Annotated in this window: 14 protein-coding genes and 1 rRNA gene; 6 read left to right on the top strand and 9 right to left on the bottom strand. The window is 49.0% G+C overall.

Annotated elements, in window-relative coordinates:
* The first annotated feature begins 109 nt into the window (after window positions 1-109).
* Window positions 110-3,064, top strand: a 23S ribosomal RNA gene (locus tag EL628_RS28040).
* 267 nt (window positions 3,065-3,331) lie between these two features.
* On the top strand, window positions 3,332-4,078 hold the full coding sequence (locus EL628_RS28035; RefSeq protein ID WP_161975836.1) for a sugar phosphate isomerase/epimerase family protein: 747 nt from the start codon (window positions 3,332-3,334) through the stop codon (window positions 4,076-4,078).
* 242 nt (window positions 4,079-4,320) lie between these two features.
* Here EL628_RS28035 and EL628_RS28030 read toward each other — a convergent pair whose 3' ends face one another.
* The 3 genes from EL628_RS28030 to EL628_RS28020 are packed head-to-tail and all read right to left on the bottom strand — an operon-like array spanning window position 4,321 to window position 6,529.
* A complete protein-coding gene (locus EL628_RS28030) occupies window positions 4,321-4,773 on the bottom strand; it encodes a hypothetical protein (protein ID WP_126583277.1) in 453 nt (150 codons plus the stop codon).
* A complete protein-coding gene (locus EL628_RS28025) occupies window positions 4,773-5,777 on the bottom strand; it encodes a radical SAM protein (protein WP_126583276.1) in 1,005 nt (334 codons plus the stop codon). Before EL628_RS28025 ends, EL628_RS28030 begins: the two co-directional genes overlap by 1 nt.
* Window positions 5,774-6,529 carry a glycosyltransferase family 2 protein gene (locus EL628_RS28020; RefSeq protein WP_126583275.1) on the bottom strand — a complete coding sequence of 252 codons (756 nt, stop codon included), beginning with the start codon at window positions 6,527-6,529 and terminating at the stop codon, window positions 5,774-5,776. The genes EL628_RS28025 and EL628_RS28020 overlap by 4 nt, the downstream gene beginning before the upstream one ends.
* Window positions 6,530-6,938: 409 nt before the next feature.
* Between EL628_RS28020 and EL628_RS28015 the strand changes: the two genes are divergently transcribed.
* Window positions 6,939-7,769 (top strand): LLM class flavin-dependent oxidoreductase, encoded by an 831-nt coding sequence (locus tag EL628_RS28015; RefSeq protein WP_161975835.1) that lies wholly within the window; start codon window positions 6,939-6,941, stop codon window positions 7,767-7,769.
* 131 nt (window positions 7,770-7,900) lie between these two features.
* On the opposite strand, the gene EL628_RS28010 is transcribed toward EL628_RS28015, so the two are convergent.
* The 4 genes from EL628_RS28010 to EL628_RS27995 form a co-directional block, all read right to left on the bottom strand.
* Complete coding sequence (locus tag EL628_RS28010; protein ID WP_126583273.1) at window positions 7,901-9,268, bottom strand: spermidine synthase family protein; 1,368 nt, start codon at window positions 9,266-9,268, stop codon at window positions 7,901-7,903.
* A 7-nt stretch (window positions 9,269-9,275) separates the two neighbouring features.
* Window positions 9,276-11,036 (bottom strand): NAD(P)/FAD-dependent oxidoreductase, encoded by a 1,761-nt coding sequence (locus EL628_RS28005; RefSeq protein WP_126583272.1) that lies wholly within the window; start codon window positions 11,034-11,036, stop codon window positions 9,276-9,278.
* Between the two features lie 276 nt (window positions 11,037-11,312).
* Window positions 11,313-11,783, bottom strand: a complete 471-nt coding sequence (locus EL628_RS28000) for a group II truncated hemoglobin (protein ID WP_126583271.1) — start codon at window positions 11,781-11,783, stop codon at window positions 11,313-11,315.
* Between the two features lie 240 nt (window positions 11,784-12,023).
* Window positions 12,024-12,560 (bottom strand): DUF1697 domain-containing protein, encoded by a 537-nt coding sequence (locus EL628_RS27995; RefSeq protein WP_126583270.1) that lies wholly within the window; start codon window positions 12,558-12,560, stop codon window positions 12,024-12,026.
* A gap of 264 nt (window positions 12,561-12,824) precedes the next feature.
* Between EL628_RS27995 and EL628_RS27990 the strand changes: the two genes are divergently transcribed.
* The 3 genes from EL628_RS27990 to EL628_RS27980 all read left to right on the top strand — a co-directional run bounded on the left by EL628_RS27990 (window position 12,825) and on the right by EL628_RS27980 (window position 18,106).
* Window positions 12,825-14,216, top strand: a complete 1,392-nt coding sequence (locus EL628_RS27990) for a substrate-binding domain-containing protein (RefSeq protein ID WP_126583269.1) — start codon at window positions 12,825-12,827, stop codon at window positions 14,214-14,216.
* A 184-nt stretch (window positions 14,217-14,400) separates the two neighbouring features.
* Entirely contained in the window at window positions 14,401-17,508 is a 3,108-nt protein-coding gene (locus EL628_RS27985) for a hypothetical protein (RefSeq protein ID WP_126583268.1), read from the top strand.
* Between the two features lie 388 nt (window positions 17,509-17,896).
* Window positions 17,897-18,106 carry a hypothetical protein gene (locus EL628_RS27980; RefSeq protein ID WP_126583267.1) on the top strand — a complete coding sequence of 70 codons (210 nt, stop codon included), beginning with the start codon at window positions 17,897-17,899 and terminating at the stop codon, window positions 18,104-18,106.
* Window positions 18,107-18,226: 120 nt separating this feature from the next.
* Here the strand turns inward: EL628_RS27980 and EL628_RS27975 are convergent, their stop codons facing one another.
* Both EL628_RS27975 and EL628_RS27970 read right to left on the bottom strand, forming a co-directional pair.
* Entirely contained in the window at window positions 18,227-19,126 is a 900-nt protein-coding gene (locus tag EL628_RS27975) for a DUF7452 domain-containing protein (RefSeq protein ID WP_126583266.1), read from the bottom strand.
* A gap of 351 nt (window positions 19,127-19,477) precedes the next feature.
* Window positions 19,478-20,404: a class I SAM-dependent methyltransferase gene (locus tag EL628_RS27970; protein ID WP_126583265.1), complete on the bottom strand. Its 927-nt coding sequence runs from the start codon at window positions 20,402-20,404 to the stop codon at window positions 19,478-19,480.
* Window positions 20,405-20,511: the final 107 nt, after the last annotated feature.

Below are 20,511 nucleotides of genomic sequence, written 5' to 3'. Positions count from 1 at the left end.
CGTGCACCTGAACAACTGAAGAGGATATTCCTTCAATTTTGCTGAGCGATGAAGATTGCAAGCACGAGTTGAAGCAGAGCAAGCAAGACACCATCAAGACCGTAGAAACGAACAAGCTACACAGAGTACGAGGTGGATGCCTTGGCACGAAAGACCGATGAAGGACGCGGAGACCGGCGAAACGTTCGAGGGGAGCTGCATACAAGCCATGAACCTCGAGATTCCGAATGGGGCAACCCATCCAGAGTGATGTCTGGATACTCCCTGTTGAACACATAGACAGGGCAGAGGGCAGCGGGCGAACTGAAACATCTCAGTAGCTCGACGAAAAGAAATCAACCGAGATTCCCGTAGTAGTGGCGAGCGAACCGGGAGGAGCCCAAACCATCCGTTCTTCGGAACGGGCGGGGTTGTAGGACCGATAACAAACAATCTCTAGCTACACGAACCTGTTGGAAAGCAGGACCAGAGCGGGTGAGAGTCCCGTAGTGAACAGCCGGAGAGCGTGGATCGGGATCCTGAGTACCACGAGGCACGTGAAACCTTGTGGGAAGCTGGGGGGACCACCCTCCAAGGCTCAACATCTTTCGTGACCGATAGCGAACAAGTACCGTGAGGGAAAGGTGAAAAGCACCCCGAGAGGGGGATGAAAGAGACCCTGAAACCACGTACTCACCAGCAGTCAGAGGCCACTGTTCCAGGAGGAACCAAGGGCTGATGGCGTGCCTTTTGTAGAATGATCCGGCGAGTGCATCGTCGTAGCAGGTTAACCAGCGGTAAAGCTGGGGAGCCAGAGGGCAACCGAGTCTGAAGTAGGCGCGCGTTGCGGCGATGCGACCCGAAACCACGTGAGCTATCCATGAGCAGAGTGAAGCGGATGTGACAGTCCGTCGAGGCTCGAACCCACCAGTGTTGCAAAACTGGGGGATGACTTGTGGATAGGGGAGAAATTCCAATCGAACGTGGAGATAGCTGGTTCTCCCCGAAATGTATTGAGGTACAGCTGCATGTGTTGTCTGTTGGAGGTAGAGCGCTGGAAAGGCTCGGGGCCCTGTGCGGGTTACCAACCCTTCTCAAACTCCGAATGCCAGCAGAATGGAGCATGCAAGTGAGACAGTGGGGGCTAAGCTTCATTGTCAAAAGGGAAACAGCCCAGATCACCGGCTAAGGTCTCTAAATCACTGCTCAGTGTCAAAGGGAGTCAGTACGCAATAACAGCCAGGATGTTGGCTTAGAAGCAGCCATCATTGAAAGAGTGCGTAATAGCTCACTGGTCGAGTGTAGTGGCACCGACAACGTAGCGAGGCTTAAGCAGTGTACCGAAGCCGTGAATCCTGGTTTTTGACCAGGATGGTAGGGGAGCGTTCTCAAGCAGAGAAGCCAGACCGGAAGGACTGGTGGAGCGACGAGAAGTGAGAATGCCGGAATGAGTAGCGCAATCTCTGTGAAAACCAGAGACACCGAATGCCTGAGGGTTCCTGGGCACCGTCAATCGTCCCAGGGTGAGTCGGGCCCTAAGCCGAGGACGTCATAGTCGTAGGCGATGGAAAGCAGGTCAGAGATTCCTGCACTAGCGTCAGATCGTGATCAACAATGGGGGGACGCAGTAGGGAAGGTGAACCGATCGAATGGACAGGATCGGCGTGTCGTTTGAAGTGCGAGACCGAGGCAAATCCCGGTCTCCTGTGCATGACAGCGGCACCGAGCGCGAGCAATCGTGCGGAAGTCATCGGACCCCAGGCTGCCAAGAAAAGCCTCTCGTGAGAGCTGACGCTACCCGTACCGCAAACCGACACTGGTAGGCAGGGGGAACTCCCCCAAGGTGATCGAGCGACCCTCTGTTAAGGAACTCGGCAAATTGACCCCGTACCTTCGGTAGAAGGGGTGCCCCAGTAGCGTGTTTCGATGCGTGAGGGGGCTGCAAGAAATTGGCTCAACCGACTGTTTACCAAAAACACAGGTCTCTGCGAACGCGAAAGCGGAAGTATAGGGGCTGACTCCTGCCCAGTGCCGGAAGGTTAAGCTGAGTGGTGTTCGTAGCCACGAGGTGAAGCCCCGGTGAACGGCGGCCGTAACTATAACGGTCCTAAGGTAGCGAAATTCCTTGTCGGGTAAGTTCCGACCCGCACGAAAGGAGTAACGAGTTGAGCACTGTCTCGACAGAGGACTCGGCGAAATTGAAGTACCCGTGAAGATACGGGTTACCCACGACAGGACAAAAAGACCCCGTGGAGCTTTACTACAGCTTGGCCTGGATACGAGGGACAGCGTGCGTAGCATAGGTGGGAGCCGAAGAATCCATCCTTGTGGGGGTGGAGGAGGCAGCAGTGAAATACCACTCTCGTTGTGTTTTGTGTCTCACGCCAGACCGTGAACCGGTTGGCAGACAGGACCAGGTGGGTAGTTTGACTGGGGCGGTCGCCTCCCAAAGAGTAACGGAGGCGCTCAAAGGTTCTCTCCGGGTGGATGGACATCACCCTTTTCGAGTGTAAAGGCAGAAGAGAGCTTGACTGCAAGGCAGACGCGCCGAGCAGGGACGAAAGTCGGACTTAGTGATCCCACATTCCCGAGTGGAAGGAGTGTGGCTCAACGGATAAAAGCTACCCCGGGGATAACAGGCTTATCTTGCCCAAGAGTTCACATCGACGGCAAGGTTTGGCACCTCGATGTCGGCTCGTCGCATCCTGGGGCTGGAGTAGGTCCCAAGGGTTGGGCTGTTCGCCCATGAAAGCGGCACGCGAGCTGGGTTCAGAACGTCGCGAGACAGTTCGGTCTCTATCCGTCGTGGGCGTAGGAAGATTGAGGGGCGTCATCTCCAGTACGAGAGGACCGAGATGGCTGAACCGCTGGTGTGCCAGTTGGCCTGCCCGGGCCACAGCTGGATAGCTATGTTCAGAAGGGATAAGCGCTGAAGGCATCTAAGCGCGAAGCCGCACCCAAGATGAGTCTTCCCATCACTTTGTGTGATCAAGATCCCAGGAAGAAGACCTGGTCGATAGACGACACGTGGACGCCTGGTAACAGGTGAAGCGAAGTCGCCCTAATGATCGTACGGCTTGTCACTCTGGTCATGCATGGGTGAATGAGCGGAAATCGGCTTGAACGCGTGGTTGCAAGCGGCGCGCTCGGCAAAATTGAGAGAATATCCTCAACAGTTGGTACCATCAGGTGCAACAAGCAGCAAACAAGAGTCAGGATTTCATCATCCTGGCTCTTTTTGTATTCACAAAAAATAGTATACTTCAATGTAAATGTGCATATCTGCTCTGTTTCCTCTTTCTCGTCAGACAGATATCTTATAGAACGAATAAGTGAGAGAACGGATAGATGTATGAAACAAATTATTGGAGCACAACTTTATATCTTCAGTAAGCAATTTGATATTGATAAGGATATCGATCAGCTCCTGGATGGACTGGTTGAGGCTGGCTATCAAGGGATTGAAGGTGGTCCTGAGGATGCTGATTATTATCGGCCAAAGCTAGAGCAACGAAATCTCATTCTCTGTGCTGCTCATACTATTACAGGGCGATTGCAAGATATTCAGCCTCTTATGGTCTATTTGAAGGCTATGAACGTACAGGATATCATTGTGAGCGGCCTGATTGAATGGTATCAACGTTCTCCAGAAGATTATCGTAGAGCTAGCGACCTCCTAAATAGAGCTGGAGCAGCCTTTCGTTCAGAAGGTATCCATCTTCACTATCATAATCATGACTTTGAGTTCTCCCCGATCGAGGGATCAACGACAGGAATGGACATTTTACTGGAGAAATTAGATTTCCGAGTTGTTGATCTCTGTGTTGATCTTGGTTGGGTCTGGTGGAAAAAGATTGATCCGGTCGCCTTTTTACAAGATCACTTGAATCAGATTGGTTATGTTCACCTTCGTGATTTTGCCGGGGATGTCTCGACCGAATTGGGGCATGGTCAGATGCCTTTACCGGCCATCTTGCGACAGATTGAGGCTATGCCCGGGCTAAGAGGCGTTGTGGTTGAACAAGATCCTGGTCCTGCTGATCCGTTTCAAAGTATGGCCATGAGCCGAACCTACTTACGAGAAAAAGGTGTATCATAGCCTGATCTTCTCCTCCTCTCCCTGTTTTATCCTATAGTCTTGAAAATAATAGTACTAAAGTGGATATGCTCTCTCCAAACGAGAAGAACCATGTCTTGTAGACAGAGAAAGGACTGATCGGCCTTTTCATGGGAGAGGGGGGTATAGTGGATAACTATTTTTTCTGGCTGAAGAAAGATTGGAAGCATTTGCTCCAGCAAACTATGGGTGCTGGAGCATGCCTTCACTCATCCAGATAGGGATTATTCATGATCTTTTCGATATGTAACCGCCTGGTTAAGGTAGACAGTGCGATTGTGTTTAAAATTGTAGAGCGCCTCGATGTTGCGGCGCTCTTTTTTGCTGCGTTCAATCGCATCCTGAATAGCATCTTCCAGGCGTGTACAGATGACCGTAATATCGAGATAACAACATCCTGTTGTTGGGTTTACCCAGGTACCTAGCCAGGCATCACTTTCATGGAGGTGCACAGAATTTTTGTGGATAAACAGTTTTAGAGCGGCTGCAATATCAGAGTCTGGTTGTAAAACCACAGTTTTGCCTGGATACTTAGGGAATCCCCATGCATCGATAGGCGGAAGAAACTGATATGTATCCACTTTGGAGGTCACTCCTCCATGTTCTAACGTTGAGATGGCAACGTCAAGCACATATTTCTCGAAGGTATAACGATCTAACCACGTATCTGACTCCATTAGTAGCTCCAATTCACTCCACATTGCGAACAATGCCGAGCGGGATGATCGCTCTCAAATGCGCGGCGGAAAGCTTCGTATGTCTCACCATGCCAGATCTGCTCGATCGACTCCTGAAAGATATTGCCCAGGACACGCTCTTCACGATATTCTTTTGCGCTTTTATGACCAAAGGGAGCGAAGCAGCACGAAAGGACATTGCCGCTAGAGGTAATGTACGTATGAGTGTAGGGGCGACGGCAGCCGGACCAGGGTCGATCTCCGAAATCACGGACAATACTTTCGACGGGCGTTGCCGATCCAGCGGCTTTAAAGCGAATCCCCTTCTCCTGGCAACTCTGTTCACAATGGTGAATCAGAGCCAGCTCTTCAGGAGAGGAGCGGCGGAAAAGAGCCTGTTTGGAGTCTGCCAGACCTTCCTCAAAGTAGACCAGGCGCTGCATATAGACTTCTTTAACACCTGCATCACTGGCCAGATCAATCAGCCCGGGCAACTCATGAAGATTCTCACGCATAGCAGTAAACCAGAGCGAAACGGCAGGCTTCTGCGTATCTTGCTCTTGCTGCATCTGAACAAAGCGGCGAATGTTGCGCCAGATCTTGTCGAAAGCATCCACTCCACGCACATGAGCATATGTCTCGCGGGTTGAGCCATCCATTGAAAGTCGATACTCATCAAGCCCGTTATCGATTAAAGCCTGTCCAACTTTCTCTGTCAGGGCGATCCCATTTGAATTAAACAGGACGTAGGTTCCCCGATCTTTCAGATAACGAATCATGCGTGGCAGCTCTTTATTAAGCAGAGGCTCTCCCAGGCCATGGAGAACCACCCGCTCTAACACAGGAAATTGATCGACAATATAGCGAAATTTATCAAAGCTCAAGTCGATATCTTCTTCTCGTGATAGCAAGGTACGTGGGCACTGCTGGCAAAACTCATTGCATCGACTGGTTGGTTCAATATAAATTGAACGTGGCAACGTCATAACTGGAGTCGTAATCATCCAAGTGTCCCCTTTTTTTCTATTGATAAGCTGGTACACACATTGTCCATAGTTTCTTGCGTTCCAAGGTAACGAAACGTCGTGCGCAACATATAATAAGCTGCTTTGACGCTCCCAATGAGTGTGCCAGCTACTTTTGATTGTCCATGGCTGCGACAGCGATAGTGGATAGGTATTTCAACGATGCGATACTGAGCGCGGGCAGCTTTCACAAGCATCTCGACGGGCCAGCCAAAGGTCATTTCACGCATTTGTAGCGTCTCTAATGCCATTCGTCGGATAACTCGGAAGGAACCTACATCATGTAAAGAAGTATGATACCGTCTGCTAATGAGGCGGCTGACGAGCCAGTTGCCCAGACGAGCCTGTGGAGGAACAGCCTTTTTTTCTGCTCGCTCGCTTACACGTGATCCAATCGTAAGATCAGCTCGCCCCTCGAGAATGGGAGCAAGCATGAGCGAGAGATCGGCTGGATCATCACTACCATCTCCATCCATAAATACAAGGATGTCTGCTCCAAGCTTCGTCGCTTCTTTGACGCCACTTGCGCAGGCCCGTCCATAGCCACGTAGTGGCTCACTGACAACAATCGCACCCGCAGAACGGGCTGCAGTAGCCGTACCATCAGTGCTGTTATTGTCAACCACGATAATCCAGTCAACAATGTCTGGAGGGATAGTTGGAATGAGATGGCGAATAGCTTCTTCCTCGTTTAAAGCTGGGATTACAATTGCGATAGTATTCGTGTTCATACAATACCTTCCACTTTATCAGCAGAAATGGAATCATCCCATTTATCTTTATCACGTCTGAGGATTGTATATATTTACGGAAAAATGCCATGCTGAAAAAAGATGGATACGTTGAACACGTTTCAAAAATTAATCGTTCTTATTTTTGTGTGCTCTCAGACAGATCCTGGCTTTCTCTAAAAACGCCAGACCGCTTGCAAAGGTCCTGAGCGTGCCTTCAGTCAATGCCTCGGTTCGGCTGGAGAGTAGCGACCCCATTATTTGAGAGAAGGCCTGGATATGTGCTGTCTAAAAGCTCTCCCTTTTCTCAAAGAAGAGACGGAATACCAATCATCTACTTTTACTGTACTGTATTACTTTATTGTGTTAAAATAACTACATATTTTATTTTAGGATAGGAATGAAATACATGAAATTTGGACTTGATGTTCCTACAACTGGTGAATATGCAGATGCTCGTGTATTGGCTCAATTGGCGGTTGATGCTGAACACGCAGGGTGGGATGGCTTTTTTATCTGGGATGTACTACCTCAGCAAGCTCCAGTGATTGATCCCTGGATTGCGCTGACAGCCATCGCTTTGCAGACGTCTCACATTAAGATTGGCTTGCTGGCTATACCACTTGCTCGACATCGTCCCTATCTGGTGGCTCAACGTTTAGCAAATCTGGACCAGCTCTCTCATGGGCGTATGATCTGTACTGTTGGATTGGGCTTCGGTGAGGAGGTCTTTGCAGCCTTTGGTGAAGAACGCACTCTTTCTGTTCGAGCAAGACAGTTGGAGGAGGGGATGACCATCCTTGCTGGCCTATGGACAGGTGATCCTTTTTCGTTTACTGGTGAATATTATGCTCTGGAGCAAGCGAATTTGCATATCAGACCGGTGCAAGAACCGCGTATCCCACTCTGGGTTGCAGGAGGCTGGCCCAATCACGCACCTTTTCGCCGCGCTGTCCAGTGGGATGGGGCTTGCTTGAAGTCGATTAATGCCAAAACAAAGAAGTGGCTTACCGTTGCTGACTTTCAAGAGTGCCTGTCTTATCTACAGTCTCAACGTACACAGCATTCTTCAGAATTTGATATAATCGTCAGTGGTGAGACGCCTAATAATCCTCAGGAAGCGAGCAAGATCACATCACCTTTTGCAGGGGCAGGAGCTACCTGGTGGGTGGAAGAAGGTCTGGGCTGGTCGTTGGAAGAATTTCGCCAGCGTATTCGCAGTGGCCCGCCATGTTCATAACAGATAAGCCATTCAGACATTTCTTGTGAAGCCAGATATGTTATTCATTGCAAAAGGAGCTCTGATGTCAGTTCTTTTCGCATTGCAACGATTCGAGCAAGCCAGGATATGTCCTGGCTTGCTCAGAATCCTCAGACTAACAGGAGTGGGAGCATCAGTCCCAGACCAAGGAGAAAGAGCCAGAGGGCAGGGATAGGTGTACCGACTGGTCGACGTAGTTGTTGTTCTTGTCCGACAGCCTGTTGGCTGTGTATAAAACGTCGTTGGAGGAGAAGGAAGAACAGACCAGTAGTTGCACCATAGATGAGATGTCCCAGCAAGGATGGTAAGAGCACCTCAGCCGCTTGAATCGACCATGTAGGAGTGCCACCAAGTAAGAGTGGGAGTAATGTTAAGGGCCCAATAAACCACCAGATCAGACCATACAGCATTCCCCAGATGACACTATCGCCAGCATTAGGAGCCTCATAGACAAAAAAGAGTCCAAAGCTCATCCCGATGAGGATACTAATGACGAGATGGAGGAAGAAGCCAAGCACAAGTGAAGAACTGCCAACCAGCGCAGCAACCTGAGCTAGAATCCCTGTGACATACATGATAATGCTAAAGAGGAGCCCTCCAACCAGACTGGCAATAGCTCCCCAGGTAAGTGCCCGAGCGGTACGCGTGCCTACTCCCTCCCTATTGCGATTAAGTGGGTCTGAGTCAATGAAGAGTCCCACCCATAAACGATCAAGAAGCGTATAGAGTAAACCCAGTACAGTTCCATAGAGAACAGAGCCAACTAGCGCCCCAAACAGAGAACTCGCGTGCTGATATGACCAGGAGATCGTCTGGTGTTGCAAAAGTGGGAGGATCGTAAGGGAACCTGAGAACCACCAGAAGATGCTATAAGCTACTCCCCAGCAGAGACCAGAGCCGGGACCCCGAATATCTTGCTGAAAGAGCAACCCAAAGCTCATCCCGATCACTAGTGCCACCATAATATGGAGCGTTAGCCTCATCGCGGGTGATGGTATTGCGTTAATGCCTGCAATAAACACAGAGGCATTCTGGCGTACTAGCCATGGGCCAAGGAGCCAGCTACTCAGCAGTCCTGCCAGTCCTCCTTCAATCAGCCTTCTTGGATGCCATGAGAATGGTGGTCTTATGCTTAGACCGATGCCCAGAGGGAGGCCGAAGAAGAGAAGATAAGCGACCAGTTCAGAGAAATGTGCTCGTGCCATATCGAGCATCCCCATATGGGGAGCACCTTGAAGTAAAGGGATAATGCCCGCAGGGATCAAAATCCAGAGCCAGAATGCATACCCCAGGCTCCAGATAAGTCCGGCTCCAACGCTTGTGAGGCGTGATAAACTGATGAAAACAAAGAATAAACCACTTAATCCTCCCAGCAGAAGCGTGGCTAAAAGTGAAAGCGAAGAGCCAGTCATGGCCACGAGAAGCCCTCCTAAGCAGCCAATGCAGAAGCCCATACTATAGCGGTAGGGATGTGTCATGATCGAACTACTCCTGTGGATAGCTAGATGGATGGAGTTGTGCTTGTTGCACAGGTTGATCCATGGAGGGCTGAATCTTTGCAGGTGAATATGTCTCATCGACATCTAGCGTCTGCACAATATCGCGCGCGAAGATGATTTCAATCAGCCAGTCGCTTAAGACGCGTAATTTTCGTTCCAGACCAGGAAGCTTTGCCAGATAGATGCCACGCCACATAAGCCAGGCGAAGAAGCCCGAGAAGCATAGCCCTTTGATCTCAGCACAAGCAGTCTGATAGCCTACAACACAGAGTGTTCCCAACGCATCAAAGTGAAAAGCCTTGAGAGCTTGTTTGTGTTCACTGGCATAGATGTTCTGAGCCAGCGTTTTTGCTTCTCGCAACGCAAATTGAGCAGTAGGTGGGACTGCCTGACCTGTTTTAGCATCGATTACCGCAGCGCAATCGCCCAGTGCCCAGAGCTGAGAGGCTCCTGGAACTGCTAAATGTTTATCTACACAGATGGCACCACGCGAATTGTGCTCTAGTGAAAGCTTCTCGACCAATGGATGGGGGCGAACGCCAGCCGTCCAGATAAGCGTTGCGCTGGGAAGTTCTTCTGATGGGTTTAAACGAACAAGGTTAGAATCAGCGTCTAAGACGCGTGTGTTAAGCTTAAATGTAACACCACGATTTTGCATACGTTCAAGCGCATACTGAGCAAGAGAAGCACTTAATTCTGGCAGTATCCGTTCGCGAGGGTGCACGACAATAACTTTGATGTCCTGTACATGAATCGTTGGATAGTAAATAAGCGAGCCACGAATAAAGTCATTCAATGAGCCTGCTAACTCGACTCCGGCAAACCCGCCACCTGCAATGATAAAGGTGAGGAGTTTCTGGCGTGTCGCCTCATCGGTCTCTCTATCAGCACGTTCAAGGAGATCAATCACATGATTACGGATACGAATGGCATGGGCAAGACTTTTAAAGTCAAAGGCCACTTGCTCAATATTTTTGAGTCCAAGGTAGTTTGAAACGCTGCCCAGGGCCAGGATAAGGTGATCATAACGAATGGTCTTTTCGGGGGAAAATTGGTCATGCGAAGCCAATGTAACCTGTTTCTTCTCCAGACAGATCTCCTGCACCTGTCCCTTGACAATCTGCGTGCGGTGCAGGCTCGTTCGTAATGGACTACTAATATGAGTTGCTTCAAGGCTTCCTCCAGCCACTTCTGCTAACATAGGCGTAAACAGAAGAGCATTGGTATCACTAACTACTGTCAGCTCAATCGAAGGATCGCCCGCAAACAACTTCTCGCACTGCATCGCAGTAGTTACTCCGGCAAATCCACCACCAAGAATCACAACGTGCGTTTTTGTTGCCTGTTGTGGTACTGGTTGGGCAACCTCTGTACCGAGATAGCGCAACGAGAGATCATTTCCCACCTGAACCAGGAGTCCGAGACCTGTTCCATAGATGCACCAACCGATTAGCGCAGGAAAATGATTGCGCATCTCCGTAGCAGTCCATTGAGGTGGCGTACCAGAGAGTAGTGGTAACAAGAGGATAGTAAACAACATCCACAGAACTATTCCAAGGCCAGTTGCAACCATCAGGCTATCACCATAGGCGCGTGGGGTGGGGCGAAAGAAGAGGGAGTAGCAGCCCCCAAACAGAAGCCCAAGCAAGACACCCACCCATGAAGGCGTAATGGTCACGCTTAAAGCGATACTACTCAGCAGGCCCGCGAGGAGGCCAATGATACCACGATGTAAAAGAAAGCGCATCACGTATCCTTTCTATCGGAATTATTATGGATGACCTGTTGTAAGGACATACGTACTGTTGAGCATGAACACAGTGATTGAGAATGGGTCTCTCTCTTGCACGCAGAAATGAAAGAAAATTTACATCTATCAATCAATTTTCCAGAGTGTTTGCTGATGCTGAGACGTTTAGGGAGCGTTGAAGGTTGCTGATGAATAGCGTACGGCTTCAAACAGGCAGACAAACAGCTCACTTATTTCCTGAACAGAAGAAGTGAGCTGTTTGTCTGTGGATATTTAATCCTGAAACGGTTTTACAATCCAATTCCATTGGGGCATAGGGTCCAGATCTTCAGTAATTTCACCATCAGATTGTGAGACTGAGAGGGCAATGCGGCTGCCCCATTCAATATAGCTGACAAAGGCGGCTCGGAACTCAGGATCTGATGGGAGCCCGATCTCGTCTGCGGTCTCTAATAAGAGGCTAACCCAGCGGGCTCGTTGCTGTTCGCTGAGATGGCGGTGAAGATGTTGCTGAATCAGGTGGCGATGACCTCCACGTTGCTCTGTATAGGTCTTTGGCCCACCGAACACCTCACTCAGGCACCATGCGACTCGTTCTGGATGCTCTTGAGCCATGGTACCAAAGAGCGGTTCCAACAGGGGGTCTTCAAGTACTTTGCCATAGAAAGTCGAAGTCAGTCGTTTGAATGCTTCATCTCCACCAGCCCATTCATATAAAGTAGGAGGAGTCTTCTCCAGGGTCATAGAATATATTCCATCTCTTTCTTCTGAATAGCTCTTCATGTGCTGATGAAGAGCACAATAATGACTGGAAGTTCGCCATGACCATTATTGCTGATCTTGAACCCTTTGTCACTGGTGATTTCTACAGGAAATGCCCTGTTTCTCTTTATAGGGTCTTTATTAAGGTAGGAAGCAAACAACAAATGTAGCCTGTCTGTAGTGGTCGCTCTGTTGAAACAGGAATGCGTAAGCAAAAGGTACTTATGCCATCAATTTCTGGAGTTTCAGGATGGTATTCCAATTGCGAGCAGTGCCATCGGCCTGCAATATTTTGCTCAGTTGATGAGCTGGAAGTTTTGAGTGTCCAATGCTCTCGGGATAGTATGTATACAGATCACGACCTTTGAGATAGAGCTCCTCAGGACCCTGGTAGAGCTTTTGAAATTGCTCCACAGCATCCTCGCGAGGAGGCGAAGAAAAAAAAGTAACCACAATCCATTTGGGTTCTTTTTCAGGCTGATCATGAAAAGGAGTGTTATCGATGATCTGCTGCAACTCGTCTACCGTACGTATGATCACTGATGAGCGAAAACCAAATTTTTGTTGAAACCCCTCTTCAATCCTTTGAGTAAGCGTTAAGCTATCCGTCTCGTTGCTCGTGAAGATCACATTGCCGCTTTGAATATAGGTGATGACATCCGTAAAGCCCAGGGAAGCATGAAGTTCTTTCAACATATCCATTTTGACAACTCGTCCGTTGACATTGATACCGCGAAAAAGCGCCAGAAATATTGTCATCTTTCATCCTTGCGTTTCTATCTAATTCTTATCTTCACCCTGATGTTTTATCGGTAAAACGATGCAAAAAAGAGTAATGCATCTTTATTATATCATTTTATTGAGCGAGAGGAGGTCAAAAAGATGGGAGATACTCCAAAAGAAGGATGACGACAAAGTGAAGAGTGAAAAGGATTGCGCGACCACTTGACAAACGCGGCATTTGACTATATATATTTATATACATAGTTATATATACCAGGTTGTATAGAGAATAAGGAAGCTATGACACAGGGGAAACGCGTACAGCGGCTTGCTGCTATTCCTGTCTATCGTCGTATTGAGCAGGACATCAGAACAAAGATTCTCCATGGAATCTGGCCTGCGGATATGCTTCTGCCCAGTCGTCTTAAATTGGCGGAAGAATATGGCGTGGGGCTACCTACAATTGAGCATGCGATAGACCTCTTAATCGAGAATGGCTTCATCCGTGCGGAGTCTCGAAGAGGGACGTTTGTGACAAAAGATGCACAGGTACGACTGATGGCACAGGCAAACATGCAAGTGCAGGATCTCTCTCAGGAGATGTTGTTGACACCATTTGCAACACCTCGACCAGCCGTTGAAGGTCTACCTGATCGTCGTAACGCCCCTATTCTCGGAATAATTGCCGCTGATTTCCCCGTAGTTCCGTATGATAAAGATAGTTTATATGATTGGTCGTCTCGTGTGGTGCGAGCGCTGGAGCGAGCTTTTTCGCTGGCAGGTGGTCGCGTCCATTTTCTTCAGCGCTTCACTGGACCAGATCAGCAACTTGCGACTCTGGAAGAAGGAATGCTCACCTTACTACTCAATGGTGTTGAGGCTTTAGCAATCGTGAACGTTGTTGATATCCAACGTGTCTCGGCAAGAGTGTCGGAGTTTCTTGATACGACTCAGATTCCAGTCGTTCTGCATGGCTGGCATACAGGCCAGAGTTCATTACCTCATACCAGTTATGATAGCATGCAGGCAGGGTATCAGGCGTCGCAACATCTGCTACAGATGGGGTATAGTCCCTTAATCTTTCTTGACTGTTGGAATGAGTGGTGGACAGCAGAGAGGTTGCGTGGTGCCCAGGCGGCCTTGCAGGCTGCGGGGTTGCCGGATGAAATGTTTTTGATCCGGCAACAAGATAAACAGGAGAAAGATCATCCACCTTCGTTGAGAGAAGGCATGCTCGTTGGTCTGACAGAAGGGCGAGCTCTTTTTAAGGAACTTGCCAATGGTTCTCTCGCACGTATGTCTGGCCGGCAGCCTGGAATCATTGCTCCAACCGACTCAATTGCCCATGGGGTATTGCAAGCAGCCGTTGAGATTGATAAGCAAGCAGGTATTGATTTTGGATTGATTGGTTTTGATGATATTGGCCCTTCATGTGAGCTTGGCCTAACGAGTCTTTGTCCACCGCTGGAAGAGATTGGTGCGGAGATGGCTCAACAACTCTTACGAGGTTTGCGTGGAGAGACCATCGCGCCATATACCGCACTTCAGTCACATCTGATAGCTCGAACTTCTACAGATGCGCAGCCGAAAGAAGCGAGACTTTCCGCTTTGACGACAACTGCCCGACTGGAGCAACCACATCTCCAAAGCCATCAATTTCAAAAGGATTATTTTGACCGCCTGAAGCATTAACTATCCAGGAGACATCTTCTGTGGCCTTCTCTAAGGCCTCTTTGATATATACAACATAATGAAGTGTTGTCATGTCGACCTGTCTTGTAGTGCTCATAAGAAAGGAGGCAATCTGTTTTTCGGGTAAGCAATTCGTTGGAAAAACTTCAAAGATGAGTTTTTGCGATAGGAAAGGAATACCATAATGCAAGGTAGCATTGACTGTTCTGGCATGATTGCTAAAAGAAAACCCACTGGATGGGTGTTTCTCCTTCTCTCTTTCTTCCTTCTCTCCTTTGGGAGTACCAGTCTCTGGCTGTTTGTAGAGCATTCTCCGGCTCTGGCCAGTGGAAAGCAACAGTCTGTCCCTGCTGCGACGGTCTATCCTGCGGTTGGGGTGAATCTAGCCTGGTCAGGTGATTCGAATGGCGATTTCCTGTTTGCTGATGCCTTTAAAACCTGGCGCTTAGAGGCGGCTCCTGGGCAGAGTGCTCCTCCATCCGTAGATGCCAATGGCTGGCCACAAGGTGATTTTGCTGCTTTCTTATGGGACGGCGGCTTTCTCATCCACACAACCGGAAGTTACGCTGTCCGTTTTAACGGGAAGGCGACCCTTTCGCTTTCGCTGGTAGCTGGTTCGATTACGAATCAGGTATATGATGCGAATAGCAATACAACGACTGCGACCGTCTCGATTGATGGTGAGAGCTCCCCACGTCTGAACTTTACCAATACCCAGCGGAATAGTAGCAGTGCCATCAATACAGGTGTTACCAATGTTCAGCTGATGCGCCCTACCTCGCCGGGGGCTACAACCAGCTATAGTTTTAGTACCACCTTTACGGCTGCCATTAAAAACTTTGTCGGTCGTTTCCAGGCGATTCGTTTTATGGATACCACGAATACCAATGGTTCGCTTGAGTCAAACTGGTCGGATCGCAGATTGCCACAGAATAGTCAGGAGGGGCAGGCTTCCTGGGAGTATGTGATTCAGCTCTGCAATGAGACGGGCAAGGATGCTTATATTAACATTCCCGAGCTGGCGACCAATGATTACATTACCCAACTGGCGAAGCTGTTTAAATACGGAAGCGACGCGAATGGATCGGTCTATTCCAGCTCCCAGAGCAACCCGGTTCATGCGCCTTTGAATGCTTCTTTGCATCTCTATATTGAGAACAGCAATGAGCTCTGGAATGGGTCATTCCTCCAGATGCATCAGAATCATGATGCAGGGGTAGCCGAGGTCAATGCTGGTGGCTCCCCGCTCAATTATGATGGAAATACAGGCGACTGGACGTGGGCATGGCGCCGTATTGCTTTACGGATCAAGCAGATGAGCGATATCTTTCGTTCGACCTTTGGAGATGCCGCTATGCCTCCCAACAGCAATCCACAGATTCGACCAATCCTGGAGTGGCAGTATGGAAACGCACAGGATACAGCGAATGTGGAGCTATCATTCCTGAATAATTACTACAATAACGCCGATGGGCAGCATGTTTCAAATCCTCATCCAGTGAACTACTTCCTTTATGGAGGGGGAGGGGCTGCATACAGCGGTGTGAAAAATGCCAGTGCCAGTACCATTGACGACATGTATAATTCAGGACTTGATGATGGTGTAGTGAATGGAACGGTGGTTACCGACGTCACCTTTACGCGTGCCTATGGTCTGCATGATATTGCTTATGAGGGTGGTTTTCAGATTGGTGGAGACAATATCAGTAGTTTGCAGAAGCAGGCCAATCTTGATCCACGTGCAACGGCGATGGAGATTCAGGCTCAGACTCTGTTTACCCAGGCTGGTGGCGAGTTGTTGATGTACTTTGACTCTTCAAGTGGAAATTATGGGCTGGCCATCCCTACCGTTCTAGATTCTACTCCCAAGCTCCAGGCCATTGATTCGATTGTGCAGAATGGTGTAAACGTTTCAGGTGGGAGCACTCCTACACCAACGCCAACGCAGACACCTACTCAGACACCAACGCCAACACCAGGTCTGCCTTCACCCTGGCAGACGCAAGATATTGGTTCAGTGGGCCAGACCGGTTCGGCCTCTTATACAGGTGGAACCTTTACAGTTACTGGTTCGGGCAGCGATATCTGGGGCAGCAACGATGGTTTCCGGTATGTGTATCAGCCTCTTAATGGTGATGGTACGATCACCGCTAAGGTTACAGGCGTTCAGAATACTGATGGCTGGGCCAAAGCTGGCGTGATGATTCGTGAAACGCTCACTGATTCCTCTGCACATGCCTTTATGGCTCTGACTTCTAGCAATGGAGCTGCGTTCCAACGGCGCACAACGACTGGTGGAAGTAGTAGCAACACTAATAATGGAACCACGACGGCTCCGTACTGGGTCAGACTGGTGCGCAGTGGCACAACCTTTACGGGCTCGATCTCCAGCGATGGCAGCATCTGGACGCAGATCGGTTCTGATACCGTGACAATGGGGAGTAGTGCTTACGTTGGTCTGGCGGTAACCGCTCATAACTCCAGCCTGCTCAATAGCTCAACCTTTACCAATGTGAGTGTAAGTTCTGGTGGCAGTGGTGGAGGCAGCGGAACCCTCCTGGCCTCCGATCCATTCAGCGGAAGCACTGGTGCGCTTCAGGGTCAGAATACAGGCACAGGCTGGTCTGGCGCCTGGACCGAGCAGAGTGGAAAAACGACGGTTCCTGGCTACAATGTAAGTTCAGGTTCGGCGCTCTCTTTCTCAACGCTAAAGACATCCGGAAACTATGCAACTGGTGGGCTAAGCTATGAGTCTGCTGGTCGCAGTTTGAATGTGAGCGCAACTGGACCATTCAGCACATATCTGACAAATGGTCTGATTGGTCAGTCGGGTTCAACTCTCTGGGTGAGTGCCCTGATACGAAAAGATGCCAGCGATGATCAGGAGAACTCATTGACGCTCCATAACTCTGGCATTAGCTGGTGTACAGGCTGTGCCAGTTCGTCGATTGGCTTTGGCTACTTTGGCTCGGCCTCTAATTCCGGGGGCTTACGCTACTGGGGCGTGCGACTGGGTGGGACGGTCTTCAATAGCAATGTTCAGGTTCAGGTTGGGCAGACGGCCATTCTGGTCTTGCGTATCGACTTTAGCTCTAACACCAGCGCAAGTCTGTTTGTCAATCCTGGCTCATTGGGCAATGGTGCTCCCAGCAGCGCCAATGCTCAGGCTACCTCGAATCTGGCTGTAACATTCCAGAGTCTCACCTACTATGGCGGTGATGGCACCAATCAGAGCTCATTTGACGAGTTCCGCATTGGCACCAGCTATGCAGCCGTGACTCCTGTGAACTGATGTTAGTCGTAAGGGGTGAGTAACCGCCCTTACCTATCAACGCCTCCTGATGAGAAAGACGAAACACTGGTTGAAGTCCTTTCGCTCATCAGGAGGTCTTCTCTACCAGAGGAGGATAGGTGGCCCATACATTGGCATAACATTGGCATATGCAAAGGGGCAGAATTCTGTCTCATACTCATGTCTTCGTGTTTCATCTCACCCAACCCCAGATTGACGCCTCAAAAAAATCTGCCCTGTCTCACCTCTCATCAAAATACCTGAAATAGTGTACAATCTGAAGATATGAAGTTGACCCCTGCCTGGATGCGGAGAGAATAATTTTATAGTCACTATTGTTTGGCATGCAGTTTTTCTATTTTATGTGCATGTTATTAAAGAGGATGGTATGGCAACAAATTCTTTTTCACCCCACGCGGTAGGGGATCTTGTCCGTGTTATCGATGATGAGAGCCAGGATATCAATCGTGTGGCTCAGGTAACGAGCGTTATTCAACCAACCGCAGAGCATGATATCATCTATTATCTCACCTTTGAGCGTGAAGAGAGCGAGTCTGCTCGAGGATTTCAGCATTTCCAACTTGAACTGTTGGGCTGATGCTCGTTTTGAAACGAGGACTGTGTAACCTTCGGACTCCTGCCTGTCTCCTGCCCCAAAATCTCCCTCAGGTGCCGTCTCCCACGATTGTGGGAGGCGGCACCTGAGGGAGATTTTATGTTAATTGGAGAAGACGTTAAAGGCAGTTCCGACTGGAATCGGTTTGAGATTGATACTCTCGATGCACCATTCATTCGTGAATTGATTGTAGGCAACGGCGTAATTGCTATTCGTATAGACTGGGCCTGTCGTCCAATCTGGTGTGACATGCAAGAGTAAACTCACGTTGTTATTGACGATAGGGTTATTGATACAGGTCTGGTAGCTGCTGGTATTGGCAGCCGTGGCTGTATGGATGAAGGCCTTCCCACTATTTTTGGGTTTGATGGCGACATTGAATGACTCATTGCTGCTTATGGGTGTCAGATCCTCATGGAAGATGCTCCATTTAATGCCATCGTACCAGACACCTAGAGGATGATCATCGAACGCTCCACTCCAGTTAGGCGTTACAAAGAGCTCTAAATCAGGGTGGTTATTGGTCAAAGGGTTGTCAATATAGGTAATATAACTGCTGATATTGGCAGCGCTGGCTGTATGAACAAGGCTCCCTTTGGGGTCTGTAGTCGCATAGACGTTGAAAGATGAGAGTTGCTGAATATTGGTATGGTCTTGATTGAAGATGGACCACGTTCCCGCGTGGTAATACACTCCAATATTGTCCTCATTGAGAAGCGTCTCCTCAAAATCACCGAATGGTGTCACATTAGGAGTGACAATAATGGCGGCCGCTGGATTATTGTTGACAACGGACGAGTTGATGTCTAAGAGAGATTCATAAGGCGTGTTTTCACTCACAACTCCATCCAGGACATTAAAACAGCCATTGTTAATGGCACAGGCATGTGCCAGATGTGTCTGGGTTAGTGTGATGAGTAGAGAGAGCAAGATACCAGCGAGCGCTACTAAGCTCATTCGCTGCATCCATGATAAAGAGCGTTTTTGGTGTAATTCTAGCATTGTATTCCTCTCAGTTGCATAAAAGTTTGTATGTATCTTTGTGAGATTGTTTATCTCGATGGCCTTAGTGTAGCGTATAGGAGAGAGAAGGTGATGCAACTAGAGGTGTATTCTCTTGCAGGAGGCAAGAATACTACTTTAGTTGGAGAGGTGTAGATAGAATTGGAAAGGTGTAGTAAAAAAGAATCGGCATAGCAGCGAAAGAAGAGGGCCATACTGCAATCTCCATCAGAAAAAAGTACATACCTCTTGCAGTATGGCTAACAGATCTACTTCCTGGCTATGTCTGGAAAGGTAGAGTCTATCTGGCTGAGACGCTAGAATCTGTTCAGGTAAGAGATGAATGGGTGCTTAGACTTTCTGTCCATACGCAACAAAGAAGTGAAATTGCGTCTGATAGGCAGCCCATTCCGTTGGAAGTGCATCTAATGTCTGGTCGAATTCTTTTTGAGAAACAAGCTGGAGACGTGTGCAGACGAGTGCCCTGAGATTCCCAAAGATTGCCAGCATGTCCTTCCCCATCAAGTCGCCAACATGTCCTCCCCATGACAGAGGAACGGGAACCACTTCTTGTTTGACAGATTGCAGACCAGCATTGAGCAGAAAGAGATCCAGGCGCGTAAGTTGTGAGGCATCAAAACCGGTTTTTGCTCCAGCAAGACGCCACCAGCCCATCATTTTCTCCGTCAGAGGACCAGTTTTCACAAACGCATCGGCAGCATCGACAAGCTCAACCCAGCCACCCTTCTTTGTCACACGGACGAGTTCAGAGACAGCGCGAGGCCAATCTTTGGCTGGCAGGGCGGCGACGAGAAGGCGCTGGTGGACAAAATCGAACTGTTGATCTGGGAATGGAAGGCCCTGTACAACATTCGCAGATACATAGTGGCAATTCAGTAGACTTGATGCGCTAATTGTAGAAACCTCAAGATCTACCCCCGTCACATGAGCGTTTGGGAACTCCTGGGCAAGCTCACGAACCCAGATCCCCGTTCCACACCCTACATCCAGGATTGCTCTTGCACTCACTGAGAATGGAGCTGCATAATTTCCTTTTAAGAGGCTGCGCAAGAAAAAATGCTGAAAGTTCAAGCGTTCACTTTCAGGAAAATCCTTCGGAAAGACATAATCTTCATTAGAAAGGAAGCGCCGACCGCTAATGATCTTCTCTTTAGATTGTATTGGGTCTTCTTGGGCAATTGTTTGAGGAAGAGAGGTCAGACGAGAAGTCGTTTGTGCGGCAGGAAGTTTCTTTTTACCAAATAAACGAAAAGCCATAATAAGAGTTGGTTTCCTTCCATCATAGAGGAGAGGATGATATAGAGATCATAGATAGCTCTTTTGTGCCACTTGTATTGAAGCATCATCAATCCTCTCGAGTTTGG

Source organism: Tengunoibacter tsumagoiensis (assembly GCF_003967535.1).
In the GTDB taxonomy this organism is placed as follows: Bacteria; Chloroflexota; Ktedonobacteria; order Ktedonobacterales; family Ktedonobacteraceae; genus Tengunoibacter; species Tengunoibacter tsumagoiensis.
This window is presented reverse-complemented; position numbering and strand designations above follow the sequence as displayed.